Annotated in this window: 20 protein-coding genes; 10 read left to right on the top strand and 10 right to left on the bottom strand. The window is 61.6% G+C overall.

Going from position 1 to position 19,828, the window contains the following annotated elements:
• Window positions 1–112 precede the first annotated feature (112 nt).
• Window positions 113–778, top strand: a complete 666-nt coding sequence (locus tag FF098_RS10075) for a hypothetical protein (protein WP_155140097.1) — start codon at window positions 113–115, stop codon at window positions 776–778.
• A gap of 57 nt (window positions 779–835) precedes the next feature.
• Here FF098_RS10075 and FF098_RS10070 read toward each other — a convergent pair whose 3' ends face one another.
• On the bottom strand, window positions 836–1,429 hold the full coding sequence (locus tag FF098_RS10070) for a GIN domain-containing protein (protein ID WP_166426466.1): 594 nt from the start codon (window positions 1,427–1,429) through the stop codon (window positions 836–838).
• A gap of 88 nt (window positions 1,430–1,517) precedes the next feature.
• Entirely contained in the window at window positions 1,518–2,501 is a 984-nt protein-coding gene (locus FF098_RS10065) for an ABC transporter ATP-binding protein (RefSeq protein WP_155140093.1), read from the bottom strand.
• A gap of 146 nt (window positions 2,502–2,647) precedes the next feature.
• Here FF098_RS10065 and FF098_RS10060 point away from each other — a divergent pair, with 146 nt between their 5' ends.
• From FF098_RS10060 to FF098_RS10050, 3 genes are all read left to right on the top strand, one after another.
• Window positions 2,648–2,860 (top strand): zinc-finger domain-containing protein, encoded by a 213-nt coding sequence (locus tag FF098_RS10060; RefSeq protein WP_155140091.1) that lies wholly within the window; start codon window positions 2,648–2,650, stop codon window positions 2,858–2,860.
• A gap of 90 nt (window positions 2,861–2,950) precedes the next feature.
• On the top strand, window positions 2,951–3,106 hold the full coding sequence (locus FF098_RS10055) for a hypothetical protein (protein WP_166426465.1): 156 nt from the start codon (window positions 2,951–2,953) through the stop codon (window positions 3,104–3,106).
• 100 nt (window positions 3,107–3,206) lie between these two features.
• Window positions 3,207–4,439, top strand: coding sequence for a hypothetical protein (locus FF098_RS10050; protein WP_155140089.1), 1,233 nt, complete (start codon window positions 3,207–3,209; stop codon window positions 4,437–4,439).
• Window positions 4,440–4,448: 9 nt separating this feature from the next.
• Here the strand turns inward: FF098_RS10050 and FF098_RS10045 are convergent, their stop codons facing one another.
• Together FF098_RS10045 and FF098_RS10040 are read right to left on the bottom strand one after the other, a co-directional pair.
• On the bottom strand, window positions 4,449–4,991 hold the full coding sequence (locus FF098_RS10045) for a hypothetical protein (protein WP_155140087.1): 543 nt from the start codon (window positions 4,989–4,991) through the stop codon (window positions 4,449–4,451).
• 26 nt (window positions 4,992–5,017) lie between these two features.
• On the bottom strand, window positions 5,018–5,596 hold the full coding sequence (locus FF098_RS10040; RefSeq protein ID WP_166426464.1) for a DUF2244 domain-containing protein: 579 nt from the start codon (window positions 5,594–5,596) through the stop codon (window positions 5,018–5,020).
• A 140-nt stretch (window positions 5,597–5,736) separates the two neighbouring features.
• Between FF098_RS10040 and nth the strand changes: the two genes are divergently transcribed.
• Together nth and pyrF are read left to right on the top strand one after the other, a co-directional pair.
• Complete coding sequence (nth, locus tag FF098_RS10035; protein ID WP_155141326.1) at window positions 5,737–6,486, top strand: endonuclease III; 750 nt, start codon at window positions 5,737–5,739, stop codon at window positions 6,484–6,486.
• A gap of 1 nt (window position 6,487) precedes the next feature.
• Entirely contained in the window at window positions 6,488–7,219 is a 732-nt protein-coding gene (gene pyrF, locus FF098_RS10030; protein ID WP_155140083.1) for an orotidine-5'-phosphate decarboxylase, read from the top strand.
• A gap of 13 nt (window positions 7,220–7,232) precedes the next feature.
• On the opposite strand, the gene FF098_RS10025 is transcribed toward pyrF, so the two are convergent.
• The 3 genes from FF098_RS10025 to FF098_RS10015 form a co-directional block, all read right to left on the bottom strand.
• Window positions 7,233–9,749 carry a zinc-dependent metalloprotease gene (locus FF098_RS10025; protein ID WP_155140082.1) on the bottom strand — a complete coding sequence of 839 codons (2,517 nt, stop codon included), beginning with the start codon at window positions 9,747–9,749 and terminating at the stop codon, window positions 7,233–7,235.
• Between the two features lie 94 nt (window positions 9,750–9,843).
• Complete coding sequence (locus tag FF098_RS10020; RefSeq protein WP_155140080.1) at window positions 9,844–10,473, bottom strand: hypothetical protein; 630 nt, start codon at window positions 10,471–10,473, stop codon at window positions 9,844–9,846.
• 39 nt (window positions 10,474–10,512) lie between these two features.
• Complete coding sequence (locus tag FF098_RS10015) at window positions 10,513–10,692, bottom strand: hypothetical protein (protein WP_155140078.1); 180 nt, start codon at window positions 10,690–10,692, stop codon at window positions 10,513–10,515.
• A gap of 126 nt (window positions 10,693–10,818) precedes the next feature.
• On the opposite strand from FF098_RS10015, the gene FF098_RS10010 reads away from it, so the two are divergent.
• Window positions 10,819–12,840, top strand: a complete 2,022-nt coding sequence (locus tag FF098_RS10010) for a M3 family metallopeptidase (protein WP_155140076.1) — start codon at window positions 10,819–10,821, stop codon at window positions 12,838–12,840.
• Between the two features lie 78 nt (window positions 12,841–12,918).
• On the opposite strand, the gene FF098_RS10005 is transcribed toward FF098_RS10010, so the two are convergent.
• Complete coding sequence (locus FF098_RS10005; protein WP_166426463.1) at window positions 12,919–13,563, bottom strand: superoxide dismutase family protein; 645 nt, start codon at window positions 13,561–13,563, stop codon at window positions 12,919–12,921.
• A 164-nt stretch (window positions 13,564–13,727) separates the two neighbouring features.
• Here FF098_RS10005 and FF098_RS10000 point away from each other — a divergent pair, with 164 nt between their 5' ends.
• Together FF098_RS10000 and FF098_RS09995 are read left to right on the top strand one after the other, a co-directional pair.
• Entirely contained in the window at window positions 13,728–15,164 is a 1,437-nt protein-coding gene (locus tag FF098_RS10000) for an amidohydrolase family protein (protein WP_155140074.1), read from the top strand.
• A gap of 103 nt (window positions 15,165–15,267) precedes the next feature.
• Window positions 15,268–16,857: a peptide chain release factor 3 gene (locus FF098_RS09995; protein WP_155140072.1), complete on the top strand. Its 1,590-nt coding sequence runs from the start codon at window positions 15,268–15,270 to the stop codon at window positions 16,855–16,857.
• A gap of 475 nt (window positions 16,858–17,332) precedes the next feature.
• Here FF098_RS09995 and FF098_RS09990 read toward each other — a convergent pair whose 3' ends face one another.
• Window positions 17,333–17,959 (bottom strand): 2OG-Fe(II) oxygenase, encoded by a 627-nt coding sequence (locus FF098_RS09990; RefSeq protein WP_155140070.1) that lies wholly within the window; start codon window positions 17,957–17,959, stop codon window positions 17,333–17,335.
• Between the two features lie 152 nt (window positions 17,960–18,111).
• Between FF098_RS09990 and FF098_RS09985 the strand changes: the two genes are divergently transcribed.
• On the top strand, window positions 18,112–18,846 hold the full coding sequence (locus tag FF098_RS09985) for a hypothetical protein (protein ID WP_155140068.1): 735 nt from the start codon (window positions 18,112–18,114) through the stop codon (window positions 18,844–18,846).
• A 25-nt stretch (window positions 18,847–18,871) separates the two neighbouring features.
• On the opposite strand, the gene ypfJ is transcribed toward FF098_RS09985, so the two are convergent.
• The gene (gene ypfJ / locus FF098_RS09980) at window positions 18,872–19,798 is read right to left on the bottom strand and encodes a KPN_02809 family neutral zinc metallopeptidase (RefSeq protein ID WP_155140066.1); all 927 of its coding nucleotides are present in this window, start codon (window positions 19,796–19,798) and stop codon (window positions 18,872–18,874) included.
• Window positions 19,799–19,828 lie beyond the last annotated feature (30 nt).

The raw sequence follows: 19,828 nt of genomic DNA, 5'->3' as shown, positions 1-19,828 counted from the left end.
TGACCCACTGGGTCTTAATGCTGGTGAAATTTCTTCTTGTTTTTTCTCTCCTTGCCGCAAAAACTTTTCTTCGGCGGTCCATCCGTCAGGGGAGTATTTTCAGGAGAGAGACATGACCCGATTTTCACACCGGCTCGCGCTGGCCGTATCCGCCTGCCTGTGCCTTTCAGTTTTGCCTGCCACGGCACAGCAAACTCGTCCCAACCTGCAGGACTTTGCGGGCGTTGAAGTCCAGAAAGCGGAAGAACAGCAGAATTTCGCGCCGCTTATACCGGTCGCCGAAGATCTTGCCCGCCAGCGCAATACGACATCCTGCTTTGCCGACAGGGCAGATATCCTCCTGCTCGCCGAAGGGCTGGCCATCTATTGCGATGGCGATGTCGCGGACGGCTCGGGCAGGTTGCTGGAATACGGTAAATTCGTACCCCAACTTTATATCCTGGAGAACGAGGCAAAGGGTGCGCTGTCCATCGACCGTGTCCTGGACATCGCCCAGGCCGCCAGCCTGCGCAACATGACCGGCGACAGGCAGCTTGGCGAATCCCGCTTCCTCGTTCAGGGCATTGCCCCGAATGGCAGCACAGCATGTCCGGGATGGGCCGCGCCAGTCACCCTTGCTCGCGGTGACACGCAATGCCGCACACTGACCATGGCACAAAGCTGGGCGATGCCTCCGATACCGAAACAGGCCGTGGAGTTGCCACCGGCAACGGTTCGGTTCGAGGTACAGGAATCCAGGTCACGCCCACCGCTGCAATGTAAGCGAGCTGGGTGTTAGACCAATGAGTGGGCAGGCAGGGCTCCCCTGCCTGCATCATTTTACCATCAAGCGATATCAGTCCTGCCTGATGGTGCCGCCACCGATGATGGAACGGTCGATGGATGGATTACCGCGATAGGTGATTGTGCCGCCACCAATGATGGCAACGTCCAGCTCTTCCTCCGCCGTGACCATGATCTCGCCGCCGCCGGTAATCGCGATACTCACCTCGTCAGCCGGCGCACCGAACGCATCGATCATGCCACCGCCCGTGATCACGATATCGAGCTCATCGACCTTGTCGAACGTGTCCAGAACCTCGATGTCGCCACCACCGGCAATGACGATGGCCTCGACGCTCGATGTCGTCACCTCGACCTCGAGTTTGGTGCCACGCGGACAGGGTTTCTTGCAGCTGATTGACAGTGCTTCGTCATCGACCTCTATCTTCATCGCTTCGCCGCCATCGATGATGCGCACCGACGGCGTGTCGCCGCGGCGGATGGCGATGTCGCCGCCACCGGCCAGCACCACACCCGTGAACGGAGCGGTCTCGACGACCTGGCCGTTCTCATAATCGGCAGCAAAGGAAGGGGAAGTGGAATAGGCAAAAAAGCCGACGCCCGCCGCAATCGACAGGCACAGCGATCCAAGCGTGGATGCTCTCATGGTAATCCTCGTTCGTGTCGCGCCCTCGACAAGAGGAAACATGGCGACGCGGACGGGAAATGTAAAGAGGCGTGCGGCTGTTTTGAGCCTACCCGTCGCTGCCATAGGTCATCTGCATGAAGACGTCTTCGAGGTCGGCCTCGACGGTGGACAGGTCCTTCACATGGATGCCAGCGGCGTTGATCGCGTTGAGGATATCGGCGACGCGGGTCTGGCTCGGCTTGTAGGAGACGTAGAGCGCGCCATCCTCGCGGATTTCCGCGCCGCACAGGTCGCCCAGCGCCGGCACGGTTTCCAGCGGTTCTTCCGGCACGATCATCAGCATTTTCTGGTCGAGCGAGGCGATCAGCTCATGCTTGGGCTGGCTAGTCACCACATTGCCCTGGTGGATGATGGCGATGGTGTCGCACAGCTCCTGCGCTTCCTCCAGATAGTGAGTGGTCAGGATCACCGTCACGCCCTGCTCGTGCAGCTCCAGCACCTGTTCCCACATCTGCTTCCTGAGCTCGATATCCACGCCGGCGGTCGGCTCGTCGAGGATCAGCACGGGCGGTGAATGCACCATGGCCTTGGCGACCAGCAGGCGGCGCTTCATGCCGCCGGACAGCATGCGCACATAGGCGTCGGCCTTGTCCTCGAGGCCCAGCCGCTTGAGGATCTCCATCGACCGGCGCTCGGCCTTCGGCACGCCGTAAAGCCCGGCCTGGATCTCCAGCCCTTCGAGCGGCGTGAAGAACACGTCGGCGGAGATTTCCTGCGGCACGACGCCGATGGAGGCGCGCGCCATGCGCGGGTTCTTGTCGATGTCAAAGCCCCAGATGGAGGCCGTGCCCTCGGTCTTGTTGACGAGACCGGCAAGGATGTTGATCAGGGTCGACTTGCCCGCACCATTGGGGCCGAGCAGCCCGAATATCGACCCGCGCGGGACCAGCAGGTCGACGCCCTTCAGCGCTTCCTTCGGCGGGGATTTCTTGGTGCCGGCATAGGTCTTCTTCAGGCCGCGCACCTCGATCGCCCAGTCTGAATTCCCGGCAGATGCCTGCGCCTTGGGTGCGTCCTGTCCGTCAGCCATGATCGGTTCCTGTCTGTCGCTTATGAGCCCTGCATATCGGCCCGCGCCCCCACATCCGTCAAGGCGTGCAACAATACCCCCTTGACGAGCGGGACCATAAATAGTCATTCACGAGGAGATATAGCGCATTCAGGAGACCCGTCATCATGGCCGCAACCCCAGTCGTCAAGGTTGAAGACATTCTGGAAAAACTCGGCCCCGTGCCGGAAGTGGTCTATGTCGCTTCGACCCGTGTCATGTGCAATGGCGGCGGCGGGGCGCTCGGCCATCCCAAGGTCTGGTACACGATCGGCGATGATGGCTATGCCGAATGCGGCTATTGCGACCGCGCCTTCATCTACGCGCCCGACAAGGCGTAAGAGACAAGGCCTGACAGCCCCCATCTCTAAAAATCAGCTACCTAATCCCTATCTCTTTTTCAGAGGGTTCTGAAGAAGAGGAGACTATCCATGTGGTTATGGCTTTTATGGTGGTGTGTCGATGACCATCTGGCGGCGGCGCTGGACGCACCCGGCCTCGGCGAATTGCCGATCTGGGTCCCGCTGATCCTGTCGCTCGCCTTTGCGTTCACGCTCGATTCCACGATGAAGAAGAACAAGTCCTGATCTGAAAAGGGCCTGACCGGAACCGGGAATGGCCCGAACAGGGGATTGCGAGCCTGCCGTTTCCGGCTAGTCTCTCCCGACAATCGGGAGAAACAGTGCCATGCGTATACTCATCATCATCTGCATCAGCCTTGCCGCCATCATGCCTGCACGGGCACAAGGCAATACGCAGGGGGATATTCCGCAGATCGAATGGAAGACCAGCTATGCCAGCTGGGTCGCTGCACTGGAGCTGGAGCGCCGATGCGCCACCCTGTATCTTTACGAGGCCCGGGAAATACACCGCCTGATCGCGGAAAGCGAAAAGACCCTGCCGACCTGGTACAAGGCTCACGGCACCAATCGCAGCACCCCGCGCGAGATGGAGCTGCATACGGAGGAAGTCGCCGCACAGCGCAAGACCGCCATTGATGCAGTCTCGTCCTTCACCTGCGAGCAGGCCAACGCGTCGATGCTCACCTCCGCCCGCAGCATTATCAGCAATCGCCTCCTGAAAGACCTGCTGCTATCCGAATATGTGTTTAACGGCACGGTATCGGACATCACCCTGAAACCCACCGAAAAACAGGTCGAGTTGCGCAACCGCCTGGTCCAGGTTCTCGGTGGCATCTATGGCGAGGGCTGGCAGGCCGCAAAAGACAATGCCGAGCAGGAAATGAACAAGGAGCTGGAGGCCCAGATGCCCCAGTACCAGCGCAGCGTGGTTATCGACGCCTATCGCCGCGTCGAGGACGCATTGCAGCAATTGCTGGTGGAACTGGCCGTCCTGCAGGCCGGCCACCGCATCGACGTCAACGTGAATGACGCATCCCTCTATGCCATCGCCCCGTCGGAAGGGGACGGCATGGTAACCGTGGCACCGGTAGACATGCTGAAACTGCATACCAATGGCAAACGCTATGTGCTTGTACCGGGCCTGAAAGGGATCGACGAGGCCGGGCGGCTGGTGATCATGATGTTCGATGATGGCCAGAAGACAAAGGAACTCGACGCCCTATCCGCCGCACGACTGCTGGTGCAGGACGCAGCATTGACGGGCGCAACATATAAGGACAACTGGCGCAGCATGACCACGAGCCACGAGGGCACGCCCCTCGCAAATTGTCCGGCCACAGCCTGTTACGCCTTTCCCGCCGAAGCGACGCAAAAGATCGCCCGTCACCGCATTGAGTATGACATAAACGGCTACAGCTATAATGCCGAATACTATCTTGGCACGGCAGAGGCGTTCCCGATCCTGATGGACGATGGCGGCGACAGGCTCGGCAGGGAACACCTGGACATCGAAGTGATCGATTACTGGATCGCCCGGCAGGAAACTGCCGGTCAGTGATCCTGGCAGTTACCGTGCGCGGAGGATTTCATCGCGCACGCTGCCCGGCGTGCGGGAATGATAGCGCTGCATGAAATAGATCACGATGACGATCCAGAACCCCAGCAGCCCGAAGAAATAATAAAACCCGCCCAGATCCTCTATGTAATACATGGTCGCTTCGGGCGGTATATCGCCGAAGACCCGCGTCTGTCCGGCATCGTCGATGAAGATGTTCGTGCCCTCGATATCCTCGGGCGGCACGAAAACATGTTCCGTCAGCAGATAATCGCCACCGGTCAGCAGCGCTAGAAAAATCGGTGTGCCAAGCAGGAAGACGATCAGCACCGCCACCGCATAGCCGGGAAAGCGCGGCATCTCCACCCGGGCATAGATATCAGAAAAGCCCTTGCGGTCGAGGCCCTTCAGCAGGTCAGGATCTGCCCGCTCCAGCCGCTCATATTCGGCGACCGCACCCTCGGCGAGATCGGCATCGATGCGCCGCTTCCAGAACCAGTAGGCGCCATAGGCTGCTGCGCTGAGCAGGATGATGGTGGCAAGAAAGGCTATCACGTGAGCTTTATCCGTTAACTGTTCCGTCAGCCCTCTTGCCCGGCAGAGGGTGCAGGGTCAAGGGGCTGCTCTTGCGTCGGCGCGCCCGTGCGCGCCTTGTTGAGCGCGGTGCGCAGGGCATCTGCCAGCTCGCCGCGCTCCGCCGGGGACAGGAAGGAGCCGAGCACCAGCCGCCGCCCGCCGCTTTCCAGCACCAGCTGGCTTTCATGGTGCACCGGCCGGTCGATCGACAGCCGCGTCCAGAAAGGCTGCAGCCGCCAGCGCGTCTCATGGCCCGACGGCAGGACGCGCGAGACCCAGAGGTGGTCTTCGGTCAGCATCACCCTCTCATGCAGCCGGCCCTGCCGATAGGAAATCCGGAACGCGACATAGACGGCGATCACATCGAGCCCGGCAAAGAATATCACCGGCCAGGCCCCCAGCACGGTGTAATAGATCGCCGAGAACAGGTTGACCGCAATGATCACTGCCATCACCGCAATGAACCCGCCATTGGGCAGGGAGCGGTTGGGATAGAGCAAGGCGTTGAACAACAGCCCGTCATCATCATCCTGACCCGCCGACTCAGGTGCGGCGAGGGCCCGGCCCTTTGCGACCGGTGCCATGTCCTCAATGACGTGATTTTGTACCATGGGCGGACAATAAAGGGCCGGACCCGCCCGCGGCAAACCAATTTCCCGTAAGGTGACAATTTTGCGCGGGCCTTTTACGGCCCCCGTGTTAGGTAGGGCCCATGCCGAAGAACATGACCCGCGCGGCGATTGCCGACTTTTACGAACGCCTCAGCGTGCACATGCCAGCCCCGAAGACGGAGCTGGACTATGCCAGCCCCTACACGCTGCTTGTCGCCGTGACCCTGTCGGCGCAGGCGACCGATGTCGGCGTGAACAAGGCGACGAAGCGCCTGTTCCCGGTTGCCGACACGCCGGAAAAGATGGTGAAGCTCGGCGAGGAGAAGCTGGGCGAATACATCCGCACCATCGGCCTGTGGCGGAATAAAGCCAAGAACGTCATCGCCCTGTCGCAGATCCTGCTCGACGAGCATAACGGCGAGGTGCCGGAGACCCGCGAAGAGCTGGAAAAACTGCCCGGTGTCGGGCGCAAGACGGCCAATGTCGTGTGCAATGTCGCCTTCGGCCAGCCGACCATCGCCGTCGACACACACATTTTCCGCGTCTCCAACCGCACCGGCCTTGCCCGTGGAAAGGATGTGGTCAAGGTCGAGGAACGGCTGGAAAAGGTGACGCCCGAAGAGTATCTGCAGCACGCCCACCACTGGCTGATCCTGCATGGACGCTATGTCTGCAAGGCACGCACACCGGAATGCTGGCGCTGCGAAGTGGCGGATTTGTGCCTGTTTACCCCCAAAACACCGGAAGGCGGCTTCCCCAAGAAGAAGAAGCCTGCCAAAAAGGCTAAACGCACACTCCGCTCGAAACCGCCGCTGAAAAGCGCGGCAAGCCGAGCTCGCAAAGTGGGTGACAAGGGGGCTTGAGATGAGTGAAACACGCCAGATAGACCTGATCGACCGGCTGATCGTGCCGCTCGACGTGCCATCACCGGAAGAGGCGGAAACGACCGTCGCCCTGCTCGGCGACCATGCCCGCTTCTACAAGATCGGCCACCAGTTGCTGCCCGTCGGCGGCGCGGGTCTCGCCCGCCGCCTTTCGAACCGCGGCAAGAAAGTCTTTCTCGATTTCAAGTTTCTTGATATCGGCGCGACGGTCGAAAAGGGCGTCGCCAGCGCGGTCAAGCTGCAGGGCGATTTCATCACCATCCATTCAGACCGCGATGCCCTGAAGGGTGCTGTGGCCGGGCGCGGTGACGACCCGCGGCTGAAAATCCTCGCCGTCACCGTTCTGACCAGCTGGGACCAACAGACGATCACCGACAATGGCATGAACATGTCCGTACATGACCTCGTCCTGTTCCGCACCGAGCTGGCCGCCGAGAATGGCGCCGACGGTGTCGTCGCCTCGGCACAGGAGGCTGCCTCCATCCGCGCGCGTTTCGGCAATGACCTTGCCATCGTCACGCCCGGCGTGCGCCCCCATGGCGCGTCCTCGAACGACCAGAAGCGCATCGTCACCCCGGCAGAGGCGATCCGCGCCGGTTCCGATCACCTCGTCATCGGCCGCCCAATCCTGAACGCGCCGAACCCGTCGGTCGCGGTGAAGGATATCATGGACGAAATGGAAGAGGCCCTCGCCGACGACAAGGGCGTCTAGGGGCGTTAAACCCCTACTCGCAATGCCAGCATGGTTCGTGGACGAACTGTCCAGAACCATAAGGTCCTGTGTCATATGATCCGATCGGGCTGCCCGGCGGCGTTTCAGGGCCGGTAACCGGCAGGGCGCGCTCCGGCGCCTGCCGCAGCAGGTGAGCCGTGATCTGGTCGGCGAGCCAGGCATCATGGGCACCGCGCTCCCCGCCCCGGCTACCCGACGCAACAAGCTGGTCCTCCAGCAGCGACAATTGCCGGCGCACTTTTGCCTTGACCAGTTGCGAGGTCGATCCCTCATCCAGCGCCATAAGCGCGAACACATACCGTCCGCGCACGGCATCGGCAATCAGTGCCTGTCGCCCATCAGGCGCGGGGGCGAGGACCACACCCTCCAGCGCCTCGAACACATCCTGCAGCGACGGCAAGGATGCATCCCGCGCGTGGAACTGCACCAGCCGCTCAGCCCGCTCCGGTGCCAGCACCGCGCCAAGCGTGACATCGGCGGCGGTCTCCACCGCGGCAACGAGATCGAAGGACGGGTCCGCCCGGCTTTCCAGCCGCTCGCTCGGGGCAGCAAACCAGAGCTGGTCATTTGTCGGCTGCATCAGCACCAGCACATTTTCAGGTATGTCGAGTACGGAGGGCCTGAGTGTCTCGGCAAGCACCGCCAGCGCCCGGCGCTGTTCCGCCGCCGGGGCAATGCGCAGGTCTGCCCCGTCAATGCCTGTGCGGGCATAGTTATAATAGGCGCCGCCCAGCGTCTTGGCCGCCGCGGCGACCTGATAGCGGTGATAGAGATAGACGGGCGTGAACACGTCGGCGAGGGCCGATTGCGGGCGGCCAGCGGCCAGCGCATCAGCATCGAAGCCGGCAATCGCGATACGCCGAACGGCCATGACATTCTCCAGTTCCATCACCGGATCGGCGCCATTGTCCCAGACCGCCGCGAGCGGATGCATCGTCCCGGCGGAGCGGCCATGCTGGTCGGCAATATAAAGCAAGCCCCTGTCACGGGCATCCGCGATGATGGCGTTCAGCTCTTCTTCCTCCGTTTCCGGATCGAATTCGCCATAGAGCCATTCTACCGTCACCTTGTCCCACTCCCCTATGCCGCTGTCATAGACTTGCGAGAAATCGAGCGTGCCATTGCGCCGGGCAACCACCCATGGCGCGGGATAGTCTGTGACAGACGCCCGGTCGTTTACAGACGCAGCAAAATTGTGCCCGAAGCCGAGCGCATGGGCGACCTCGTGGGCGGACAACTGGCGAATGCGGGCAAGCGACATTTCCACCGGATCATCGGCATCGCCGCTACCGCTCTTGCCCGCACCGGCCAGCCCCTCGAAAATCATCCGGTCCTGACGTACACGCTGGGAGCCGAGGATGACATGGCCCTTGACGAACTCCCCCGTACGCGGATCGATGATCCCCCCGCCGTAGGACCAGCCCCGCGTCTGGCGGTGCACCCATTGCACGACATTGTAGCGTACATCGAGCGGGTGCGCGTCTTCGGGCAACAGCTCGACCCGATAGGCCCCTTCCAGCCCCGCCGCATCGAAGGCATCGGCCCACCAGCTCGCGCCCTCGACCAGCGCATCGCGGATCTGTTCCGGCGCGCCGGGATCGATGTAAAAGACGATTGGCTCTACGAAAGCACTGTCGGGATCGGCCGGATCGACGCGCTGCAGCCGGTGGCGCATGGCCCAGGTCGTGATGATTTCCTCGTTCAGCGGTGCGGAGTAATCGTAAAAGCCGAGGGTGAACGTGCCTGTGCGCGGGTCGGCCTTACGCGGCACATAGCCATCATCCGGCAGGCGCACGAAGGAATGGTGCACGCCCAGCGTCACGGCCCCGGGATAGGGCGCCGTTGCCTGAACCTCCGCCCCCGGATTACCCGACGTGAACGTCATCAGCGTGTCGACCTCGACATTGTCCGGGAAGGCCAGCACGCTGCCGGGCTCGATCATCGACAGGTCGGACGATAACGAAAAGCTGGACCCCTCTTCCGCCAGGGCATCGGCGAGGCCGAGGATGTCCATGGTCAGCAGCCCGGTGAGATCGACCAGCACCCGGCCATCATCCGCCACCGCATTCACCGGCCCGGACCAGATGAAGGATGTCGCGAAGGACTGCGCCACTGCCTCTTGCTCCAATGGATTATTCGCCGTGGCGCGATAGCGATGGTTCTCGACCTCCGCCACCACCCGGTCACCGACCTGGCGCAGGCGCACAATCTGGCCGGAATTCCCCCAGCCGCGATCGAGCCCGATCGGGTTGGACCCCAGCCCGGAGGTCAGCCGCATGGCATGGATGAACCGGATCAGTGTGCCGCCCTCGTCCGGCGCCGGCAGTGTCACCAGCACCTTGCCATCGCCTTCATGAACCTCGAAAAAGCCATCGACAGTCTCCAGCCCCTCGACCTGGCTGGCATAGCCCGCCTCGCTGGTCGATGACCCCTCTGTCGCCGGTTCGACGCAGGCGACAAGCGACGCGACCAGGACAGCAGGCAAAAGGGCATTTCTCAGAAGGCGCATGATCTCTCCAGTGTTCCTCGTTCACCGGGAAGCCTAGCCTGCAATCGCTTCAGATCAATGGGGAAATCTCTGCCTGCCAGACTTGCAGGTTATTTCATTGCGCGTCGAGCGCATCGAAAAATTCCGGATATGTTTCTCGCAACACCCTCTCCGCATCCCAGACCCGGGTCCGATAATAGCGACTGAAGGGCACCCCGCCGACATATTCGACATACATTACCGTATCATCATCACGCCACAGCGTCTTCGACCTTTCGCGCGCGCGCGAGAAATCAGCGACGCATTCGCGCAGTGCCAGCTCATAACCGAAATCTTCCGACCGTTGCTTGTTCCCATTGCGCCAGTAAGCGGGCATACGGATCAGTTCATACGTGCCATCTGTCCGCAGGATGATATCATATGCACGGTCTGGATAAGGTCCGGTTCGGATTGCCTCATAGGCCGCCTCCCGCAAACGCTCCACCTCGGGCGGCAGGGCCCGCTCTACATAGACGGCTTGCTCATTGTGCAGATATCGTGGCTGAGTTGCCTCGATGATGCCCGCCAATGTCCGCCCCGGGAAAGAGTCCGGATAATACCAGCCATACTGCGCACCGACGTGAAGCGCTGTCCCGACCAGCATGAAGGACTGGAAAAACAGGCCGAGCGCCGCATTGCGCCACCGCTTCTCGGTCAGGACTGACAGCACCATGACGGCCACTGACAGCACGACGATGTAGAGCATCAGCTGCAGATAGCTGGTCCCCCATGGCCAACCACCGACTCAGAACAGGTCGTAATTGCAGTATGGCATGATCACTATCATCAGGATGTTCAGGATCCAGTAGAGCCCGAATAACAGCCACAGGAAGATGGAAAACGGCGCAAAGCCGGCGAGCTTTGATATCAACCCGCCCTGCGTCCGTCTTTCACGGTGTCTTTTGACGAATGCCCTTGAACGCATACCACCCTCGCGTGCAGCTTAACCCCTCCGGGTAACTCATGCCAGCCGGAAAGGCCTCTCGTCCGTCTCTATTGCCACCACCCGCTCCCCGGCATAGGATGCAATAAAACTAGAGGATTAGTATTTATGAAATTCAAATCTTTCCTGCTCGGCGCTACCTGCGCCGCCGCAGCCGTATTGACACCGGCTTTCGCCAGCGACGATGTCGACGCCTTCATTTCCACCCTGGCCATCGCGCCGGAAAGTCCCGCTGCCCTGACAGAGCGCTGCGATGCAGCAGTCGCCAAGATCGGCGAGATGAAGACGGCGCTGGAGGAAAGCACCGACGCGCCGGGCCTCGACACGACACTCGCGGATTTCGATGAACTCTACCTGATGACGGTCAGCGCCTTCCTCGAAGGCTATCTCCTGTCAGAAACCCATCCGGATGCGGATATGCGCGACGCCGGCGCCATGTGCCTGCAGAAGACCTATAATTTCTACAGCGGCCTGTCCCTCTCCCGCCCGATCTATGAGCAGCTGTCCGCTGTTGACCTGACAGATGCAACCGAAGAACAACGCTATCTGGTGAACAAGCAGATCACCCAGTTCCGCAAGGGCGGTGTCACGCTGGATGACGAAGGCCGCGCCGCCGTCGAGGCCCTGCAAAACGAGTTGAATGACCTCTCGCTCAAGCACTCCCAGAATATCCGCGACGAGGATGCCGTGGTGAAGGCCTTGCCGAGCCAACTGGCTGGTCTGCCACAGGATTATATCGACAACCACCCGGTCGGTGACGATGGTGCAGTGACGATCACCATGGCCTATCCGGATGTTTCTCCGGTATTCACGTATGCGGAGGATGAGAGCCTGCGCAAGGAAGTCTCGCGTGTCTTCTCCAACCGCGCCTGGCCGGAACAGACGGACGTCTTCCGCGCCATGCTGGAAAAGCGCTATGAGCTGGCACAGATGCTGGGTTATGAAACATATGCGCATTTCGATCTCGATGGTCGCATGATCGAGACACCGGAACGCGCCCGCGACTTCATCGACTCTCTATCCGACGTCGCGCGCCCTGCCGCGCAGAGATATCACGACCGCCTGCTGCAGCGCCTGCAACAGGATAATCCGGATGCAGAGCAAGTGCCCGGCTGGTCGGCCAGCTATTATGGCGAGTTGGTGCGTCAGGAAGATTACGCCCTCGACAGTCAGGAAGTGCGCCAGTATTTCGCCTTCGATAATGTGCAGGAGGGCATGTTCACCCTTGTCGAGGACCTGTTCAATGTCGAGATCACACCGTGGGAAACGGAAGTCTGGCATGACAGCGTCGGTGCCTACGAGATGCATGACGCAGACGGCTCGCTGATCGGGAAATTCTATCTCGACCTGCACCCGCGCGAGGGCAAGTTTTCCCACGCCGCCATGTTCCCGCTTCGCGTCGGCCTGACGGATCGCTCCGTACCCGTTGGCACACTCGTCACAAATTTTCCGGCGGGCGATCACTCAACCGGCCTGATGGAGCACGGCCAGGTTGAGACCTTCCTGCATGAGTTCGGCCACCTCATTCACTGGCTGTTCTCTGGCAATCTCGACTATGCCATGCAGAACTTCTCCGAGATCGAGAGCGACTTCACCGAAGCGCCCTCGACCATGCTGGAGGAATGGGTCTGGGATTATGACAATCTCAAGCAATTCGCCGTCAACGCCGATGGCGAGGTGCTGCCGAAGGACCTGTTCGACAAGATGGTAGCGGCCCGCCTGTTCGGTCAGGGCTCCGGCGTCATGAGCCAGCTGGCCTATTCGGATATTTCGCTCAGCTATTACGATCAGTCCCCGGAGGGTATGGATCTCGATGCTGTCTATAACGAGACCTTCCGGTCCTATTCGCCATTCAAGCAGATGGACGGCACCCATAGCTGGGCATCTTTCGGCCATCTCGATGGCTATGGCGCGGCCTATTACACCTATCAGTGGTCGACCGCCATCGCCCTCGACATCTTCTCCGAGTTCGAAGCCAATGGCCTGCGCGATCCTGAAACGGCTGCGCGCTATCGCAACCTGGTGCTGGCGCCCGGCGGCAAGGCATCGGCCAACGACCTGTTGGAAGATTTCCTCGGCCGCGAGTTTTCCGTCGAAGCCTATGAAAAGCGCCTGATGGAAGAAGAATAATCCGCGTTTCTCTATAAAACTGAAAAGGCCCGCCAGAGCGATCCGGCGGGCCTTTTTTATTTGCGTGTGCAGGAATGATTACATCCGCTCGACGACACCGCAGGCGATGCGGTCACCGGCGGCACCGCTCGGCTGGGACTGGTAATCATCCGGACCCGAATGGATCATCACGGCTGACCCATCCTCATCGAACAGCGTGCCGGTCTCGTCCGCGAGCAGCGAGATGTTTGTGTTCAGCACTTCGGTGACCAGCGTGCCGTCTTCACTGACGAAGATATTCGGCATATCGCCAGCGTGAAGACCGTTTTCGCTGAGCGCGCCATGGTCATTTCCGCGCGGCGCATAATGACCGCCTGCGGCACCGAAGTCAGGCGAGCAGGCGCCGGTCTCGTGAATATGGAAGCCGTGTTCGCCAGCGGGCACATTGGTCAGCCCGGCGCGTATCAGCACGCCATTGGGTGTCTGGGTGAAGCTGACGGTGCCGACCTCATTACCCTCGGGGTCCATCAGCACGGCCTGTGCCTCTGCCGGGCCTTCATCGGTCATTTCCGTCTCGCCCATATTGGCGCGGCGGGCCTGTTCGGCTGTCATGGTGCTATCGCTCGCCGCGTCGACCTCGCGGTTTTCTTCGACAGTCTGGTCCTCGACTGTCTGGTCGGCGCAGGCGACGGAGCCCGCGGCGATGATGCTGGCGGCGATGGCGGCGGTGATGGATCTGTACATGGAGTCCTCCGGGAGTTGCATGAATTGGTCATGGGGTGAACGCGCCAGCATTCACTCAGGTTCCAGTATCTACATAGAGCCGGCATGGCGTTTGTCAGGCGCCAAGGCCGCTTGACCGGCTTCGCCCGGCCCGACACAGTACGCCCTGACAGGAGGAACGAGACATGACCCGCACGATTATTGCCCTGACGGCAACAAGCCTGATGGCGCTGGCCACGGCACATGCTGAAACCACGGCGCTGACTGGCACCACAGTCATCGACGGCACCGGCGCCCCCGCTATCGAGAACGCGAATGTGATCGTCGAAGACGGCCAACTCGCCTGCGTCGGCACGGCGGATGCCTGCCCCGTGCCGGACGGCGCGACGGTGGAAGACCTCTCCGGCCACTTTATCACCCCCGGCCTTGTCGATGCCCATGTCCATTTCGGCCAGACAGGCTGGCTCGACGGGAGGCCGGACAGCGGCATTCTCGGCGATGTCTACCCCTACGACGAAACCGTCGCCTGGGCCAAGGCGAACCCCGGCCGCTGGCACGAGGCCTACCTCTGCACTGGCATCACCGCCGCCTACGATGTCGGCGGCCAGGCCTGGACCGTGACCGGCGAGCATGCGACGGACACGGATCGCCCGGACCGCGTCCATGTGCGCGCCGCCGGACCGCTGACGACCCATGTCGAGAACAATGCCGGTTTCATGGTCGGCGATGTCGCCGACGAAGCCCTGTTCCTGCCCATGCAGGAGAGCACTGACCTTGCCGACAATATCGCCTTCCTGCAGGCGATTGACGCTGCGGCGATGAAGGTCTGGTACCTCGCGCCGTCTGACGAGGACCGCGAGCGCCTCGATGCGCTGATGATGGAGGCAGGCGCCGCTGCCGATGAAGCCGGCCTGCCACTGATCGTCCACGCCACTTCTCTTCGCGAAGCCAAGATCGCTCTGAAAGCTGGCGCGGAAATGCTGGTCCACTCCGTCGACGATGCGCCGGTAGATGAGGAATTCCTTTCCCTGCTGACGGAGAACAATGTCGCCTACGCCCCGACCCTGCAGGCAGGCCGCAACTGGGGCCGGGCGCTCGCCAGCGTCGCCGTCGACAGCCCGGCGCCGATCGACGACCCGAACAATTGCGTCGATGCCGCGATCCGTGCCCGGATCAACGACACTGCCGTGCTGAAGGGCAACCTGCCGCCACGCCTTGGCTTTGCTTGGGCAATCAACCGGCTGGAAGGCTCCGGCGCGGAAGTCCTGCAGATGCAGCAGAACCTTCTCGCCGTGCATGAGGCGGGCGGCTTCATCGCAACGGCGACCGACGCCGGCAACCCGATGACGCTTCACGGCCCCTCGATCTATGAGGAGATGGAGCTGATGGAAGAAGCCGGCCTCGACCCGGCGGAGATCATCACCCTCTCCACCCGCAACGGCGCTATCGCCATGGGGCTGGGTGAGGAGACCGGCACGCTGGAGGCAGGCAAGACCGCCGACCTGATCGTGCTGGCCGAGGACCCGCGCGAGAGCACCTCTGCCTTCCGCAGCCTGACCCATGTCATGCGCCTCGGAGAGCTGAACTCCCAATCTGACCTGCAGGTCTATGACGGCGAATAACTTTCGTTAGTTTTGACAACCCGCAGGCCGGGCTGTAGACAGGGCGCATCCGGGCGGCATCAGCCGCCCGTTCGCATATCCACCTGACAGAAACCGACCGAGCATGTCCGCCACCACACAGCCAGAATGGCAGCGCCGCCGCACTTTCGCGATCATCGCCCACCCCGACGCGGGCAAGACCACGCTGACCGAGCGCCTGCTCCTGGAGCATGGCGCCATCCGCATGGCCGGCGACGTGAAGGCCCGGGGCGAGCGTCGCCGCACCCGCTCCGACTGGATGGAGATGGAGCAGAAGCGTGGCATCTCGGTCTCGTCCTCCGTCATGACCTTCGAGTCCGACAAGGCGACCTTCAACCTGCTCGACACGCCGGGCCACGAGGATTTTTCCGAGGATACCTACCGTACCCTGACGGCTGTCGACAGTGCGATCATGGTCATCGACGCCGCCAAGGGCATCGAGAGCCAGACCCTGAAACTGCTCGAGGTCTGCCGCCTACGCGATATCCCGATCATCACCTTCATCAACAAGATCGACCGGGAGGCGCGTGACGCCTTCGAGCTGCTCGACGAGATCGAGGAAACCCTCGCCCTCGACCTGTCGCCCGTCACCTGGCCGGTCGGCATGGGCCCGGATTTTCAGGGCTGTTACGACCTCGTGCGCAACCGTTTCGATCCATCGGCGGCCAGTGAAGACGGCACCCGCCGCAAGCTGGTCGAGTGTTCTGGCCCCGACGACGAAAAGCTCGACGCCATGGTCAAGGACCATGTACTCGAAAAGTTCCGCGAGGATGCGGCGCTGGCCGTCGAGGCCTACAAGCCGCTCGATGCCGAAGCCTATCGCCAGGGACATATGAGCCCGGTCCTGTTCGGCAGTGCCCTGAGGAAACAGGGTGTCGCCAGCCTGCTGAACCTTGTCGAATCCATCGCCCCGGCGCCGCGCCCGCAACCGGCAGAACCCGAAACGGTCGTGCCGGAGGCTGATTATGTTTCCGGCTTCGTGTTCAAGGTGCAGGCGAACATGGACCCGAACCATCGTGACCGGGTCGCCTTCCTGCGGCTGTGTTCGGGCAATTTCAAGCGCGGCATGAAGCTGAAGCACATGCGCACCGGCAAGCCGATGGCGATCCAGAGCCCGATCTTCTTCTTCGCGCAGGATCGCGAGATCACCGAGGAAGCGATGCCCGGCGACATTATCGGCATCCCCAATCACGGCACGCTGCGCGTCGGCGACACGCTGACCAGCGGCCCGGACCTGAAATTCACCGGCATCCCGTCCTTCGCGCCGGAGATCTTGCGCCGTGTACGTCTCGATGATCCGCTGAAGGCCAAGCAGCTGAACAAGGCGCTGACGGACCTCGCCGAAGAAGGCGTCGTGCAGGTCTTCTCGCCCATGCTGGGCGCGGACCAGCTGATCGGCGTCGTCGGCCAGCTGCAGCTCGACGTGCTCACCTCCCGCCTCGGCGCGGAGTACAAGATCGCCGCCGGTGTCGAGCCCAGCCGCTATCAGGCCGCCCGCTGGCTCGCCTCCGACGACAAGGCGGCGCTGAAGAAATTTATCGAGAAGAACCGCGCCAACATGGCCGAAGACCGCGATGGCGCCCCCGTCTTCCTCGCCCCCGGCGCCTGGGAAATTCAGTACGCGGCAAAGAACGCGCCGGAGATCCGGTTCTCGGCTTCGCGCGAAGTGGCGTAGCCCCCTCCGCCCCTGTCGGGGCACCTCCCCCGTACACGGGGGAGGAATGACATCGCACATAAATTGAGACGCTCGCTCTTTCTTCCCCCGCTTGCGGGGGAAGTGCCCTCGAAGAGGGCGATGGGGGCATTGTACGCACGGTGTCTGTTTCACCGGATCAGGATTAGTCAAGGAGCGTAGCCCGGCTCCGCCGGCGGCCCTTTGGGCCGTCCTTGACAAATCCTGACCGGTAAAACAATTGGCAGCCGAGCCATTAAGGCTTCAAAGAGCCTTAATGGCTCTTGGCTGATAGATCGTGAGTCTGATGCTCCACCTTTAAAATCAATGCCTTAATTGTAAACGGAAAAAGGTTTTTTTAAAAAGCAGCCCCATGAGGGCAGCAGAATAGTCGCGAGCCCCAATACGGCGATCACAAATTCCATCAAAAGAAGAGTAAACTCCATACAACCAAAATAGACGAGTCGAAGAGAAACCCCTACCCCTTCTCGAACGGGTTCAGCTTTTTCAGGAACAGTTGGAAGCCGCCGCGGTTTTCCTTCCGCGCCAGTTCTTCCTCGTTGATCAGGAACGTTGTCTGGATGACATAGCGCTCGCCCTGGAAGGGCGGGTGGCCGTGCCAGCTAGTATCAGAGCGCGCAAACGCGAAGACATTGCCGGCAAGCGGCGAGACTTCCTCGGCGAAATCGTCCATCGACCCCTCACCGTTCAGCGCACGGATCGCCCCGCCGGCGGCATTGTCCCAGCCCTCGTTGAGATAGATCAGCATGGTGCAGATTTTCGAAACGCTGTCATTGTGCACGCGCCCGTCACCCAGTTTCGAATGCTTGCGCACGGTGATCATGCGCGGCTTGTCGCGCAGCTCTAGCCCCAGCTTGTCGGAGAGGACGTCGGCGAGCTCCGGCGATTTCAGGTCCTCGATAAGCTCGGCGAACTTGCCCTTCGCGTCCAGCTGCGACAGCGGCAGGTAACCGGTCTTGTCGATCTTCGGATAATCGGCACGGACCTCTGCCGCCTCGTCCTCACTCACCGCGCCCTCGGCGACGATATAGGTGAAGGGAGAGATGCGGGTGTCGGCGGCCCTCAGGGCATCGAAATTCAGCATGTCAAATCCAGCATGGCTGGCCTCTGGCGATTGATAACTGCCCTTCCATACCGCATCCGCGGGCGGGCTGACAACTCAACGTGCAGCGGCGATAATGTCTGGACATTTCAGGTGCCAGCGGCTTTGCTTCGGCAACGCTCAATGGACCGGGTATGGACAAGACGATCATCTGCATGAAATGGGGCACGCGCTACGGCCCTGAATATGTGAACCGGCTCTATGGCGCGGTGACGCGCAACATTACCGGGCCGTTGCGCTTTGTCTGTTTCACCGATGACCGAACCGGCCTGAACCAGGGCATCGAGATCCAGCCGTTGCCACGCATCACCCTGCCCGAGCCATATACCTGGACGCCGTGGCGCAAGATCTCCTGCTGGCAGTACCCGCTGGCCGACCTGTCGGGCGATGTCATGTTCCTCGATATCGACCTGATCATTACCGGCCCGCTGGATGACCTTTTCGCCTATGCGCCGGGGGAATATTGCGTTATCGAGAACTGGACGCAGAAGACGCGCGGCCTCGGCAACACATCCGCCTTCCGGTTTCCGGCAGGCAAGCACACCGGCCTGTTCGAGATTTTCGAGGCGAACCCGCAAAAGGTGCTGGAAGAACACCGCACCGAGCAGCATTACATCTCGAAATATATCCCCAACCAGAAATTCTGGCCGGTGGAATGGTGCGTGTCGTTCAAGCACGATCTGGTGCCACCCTTCCCGTTCAACTGGTTCCGCGAACCGGCGCTGACGCCGGAGGCGCGTATCGTTGCCTTTACCGGCCGTCCGGACCCGGATGAAGCGGCGGTCGGGGTGTGGCCTGCGCCGCTGCACAAGCGTTTCTACAAGCACGCACTGCCCGCGACCTGGGTCAACGAGCACTGGAAAGAGTAAGGACCGCGAGCAAGGGCGGGAACTTCTAAAGAGCGTTGGCGTCGAACGTGTCGCAGGCTTCCATCTCGCCGGAGCGATAGCCGCGCTGGAACCATTCCATGCGCTGGGCCGAGGTGCCATGGGTGAAGCTGTCGGGCATCGGGCGCTGGCCGGCCTGGCGCTGCAGCGTGTCATCGCCGATCGCGTTTGCCGCCGTCAGCGCTTCGTCGATATCGCCATCATCGAGCCCGGCAAGGTCGTTTTCGTGATGGGCCCAGACCCCGGCAAGGCAGTCGGCCTGCAACTCGACCTTCACCTGCAGCGCGTTCTGCCCCGGCCCGGTCAGGCCCTGCTTGGCCCGCTGCACATCCGACAGCGTGCCGGAGACGTTCTGGATGTGGTGGCCGACCTCGTGCGCCACCACATAGGCCTGCGCGAAATCGCCTGGCGCGCCGAAACGGCGCGACAGCTCGGTGAAGAACTCCGTGTCAAGATAAAGAGCGTTGGTCGCCGGGCAGTAGAATGGCCCGACGGCGGAGGAGGCGTAGCCACAGGCCCCGGCGCTGACACCGCCGGAGAAGATGTGCAGTTCAGGCTGGGGATAGGTGCTGCCGCGCCGGGTGAACTCGCCATCCCAGACATCTTCCGTCGAGGCAAGGACGACGCACATGAATTGCTCTGTCTCGCTGCCGCTTTCGCACAGGTCCGCCTGGCTGGCGGCTGATTGCCCGGCAGGTGCGCCCTGCCCGCCGCCGGACAGCATCTGCAGCGGGTTGAGGCCCATTGCCTGCAGCGCAAAATAGCCGACGACGAGGATAGCGATCCCGGCCAGCCCAAAACGCGTCATGACGAGGCGCAACAGCATGAAGATGATGAAGTTGCCGCCGCCACCGCCAAGCCCGCCAAGGCCCTGGCGCCCTTCGCCCTTGCGGTTGACGACATTGGTGCTCTTGCGGCGGCCGGTTCTGCGCATGAAAAATCCTCCCGGACTGGTTTGGAAGTC

It is taken from the genome of Aquisalinus luteolus, from assembly GCF_009712425.2.
GTDB classification, from domain to species: domain Bacteria; phylum Pseudomonadota; class Alphaproteobacteria; order Caulobacterales; family Parvularculaceae; genus Aquisalinus; species Aquisalinus luteolus.
The sequence above is the reverse complement of the archived record's forward strand: the minus strand, read 5'-3'. Positions and strand labels throughout refer to the sequence as shown.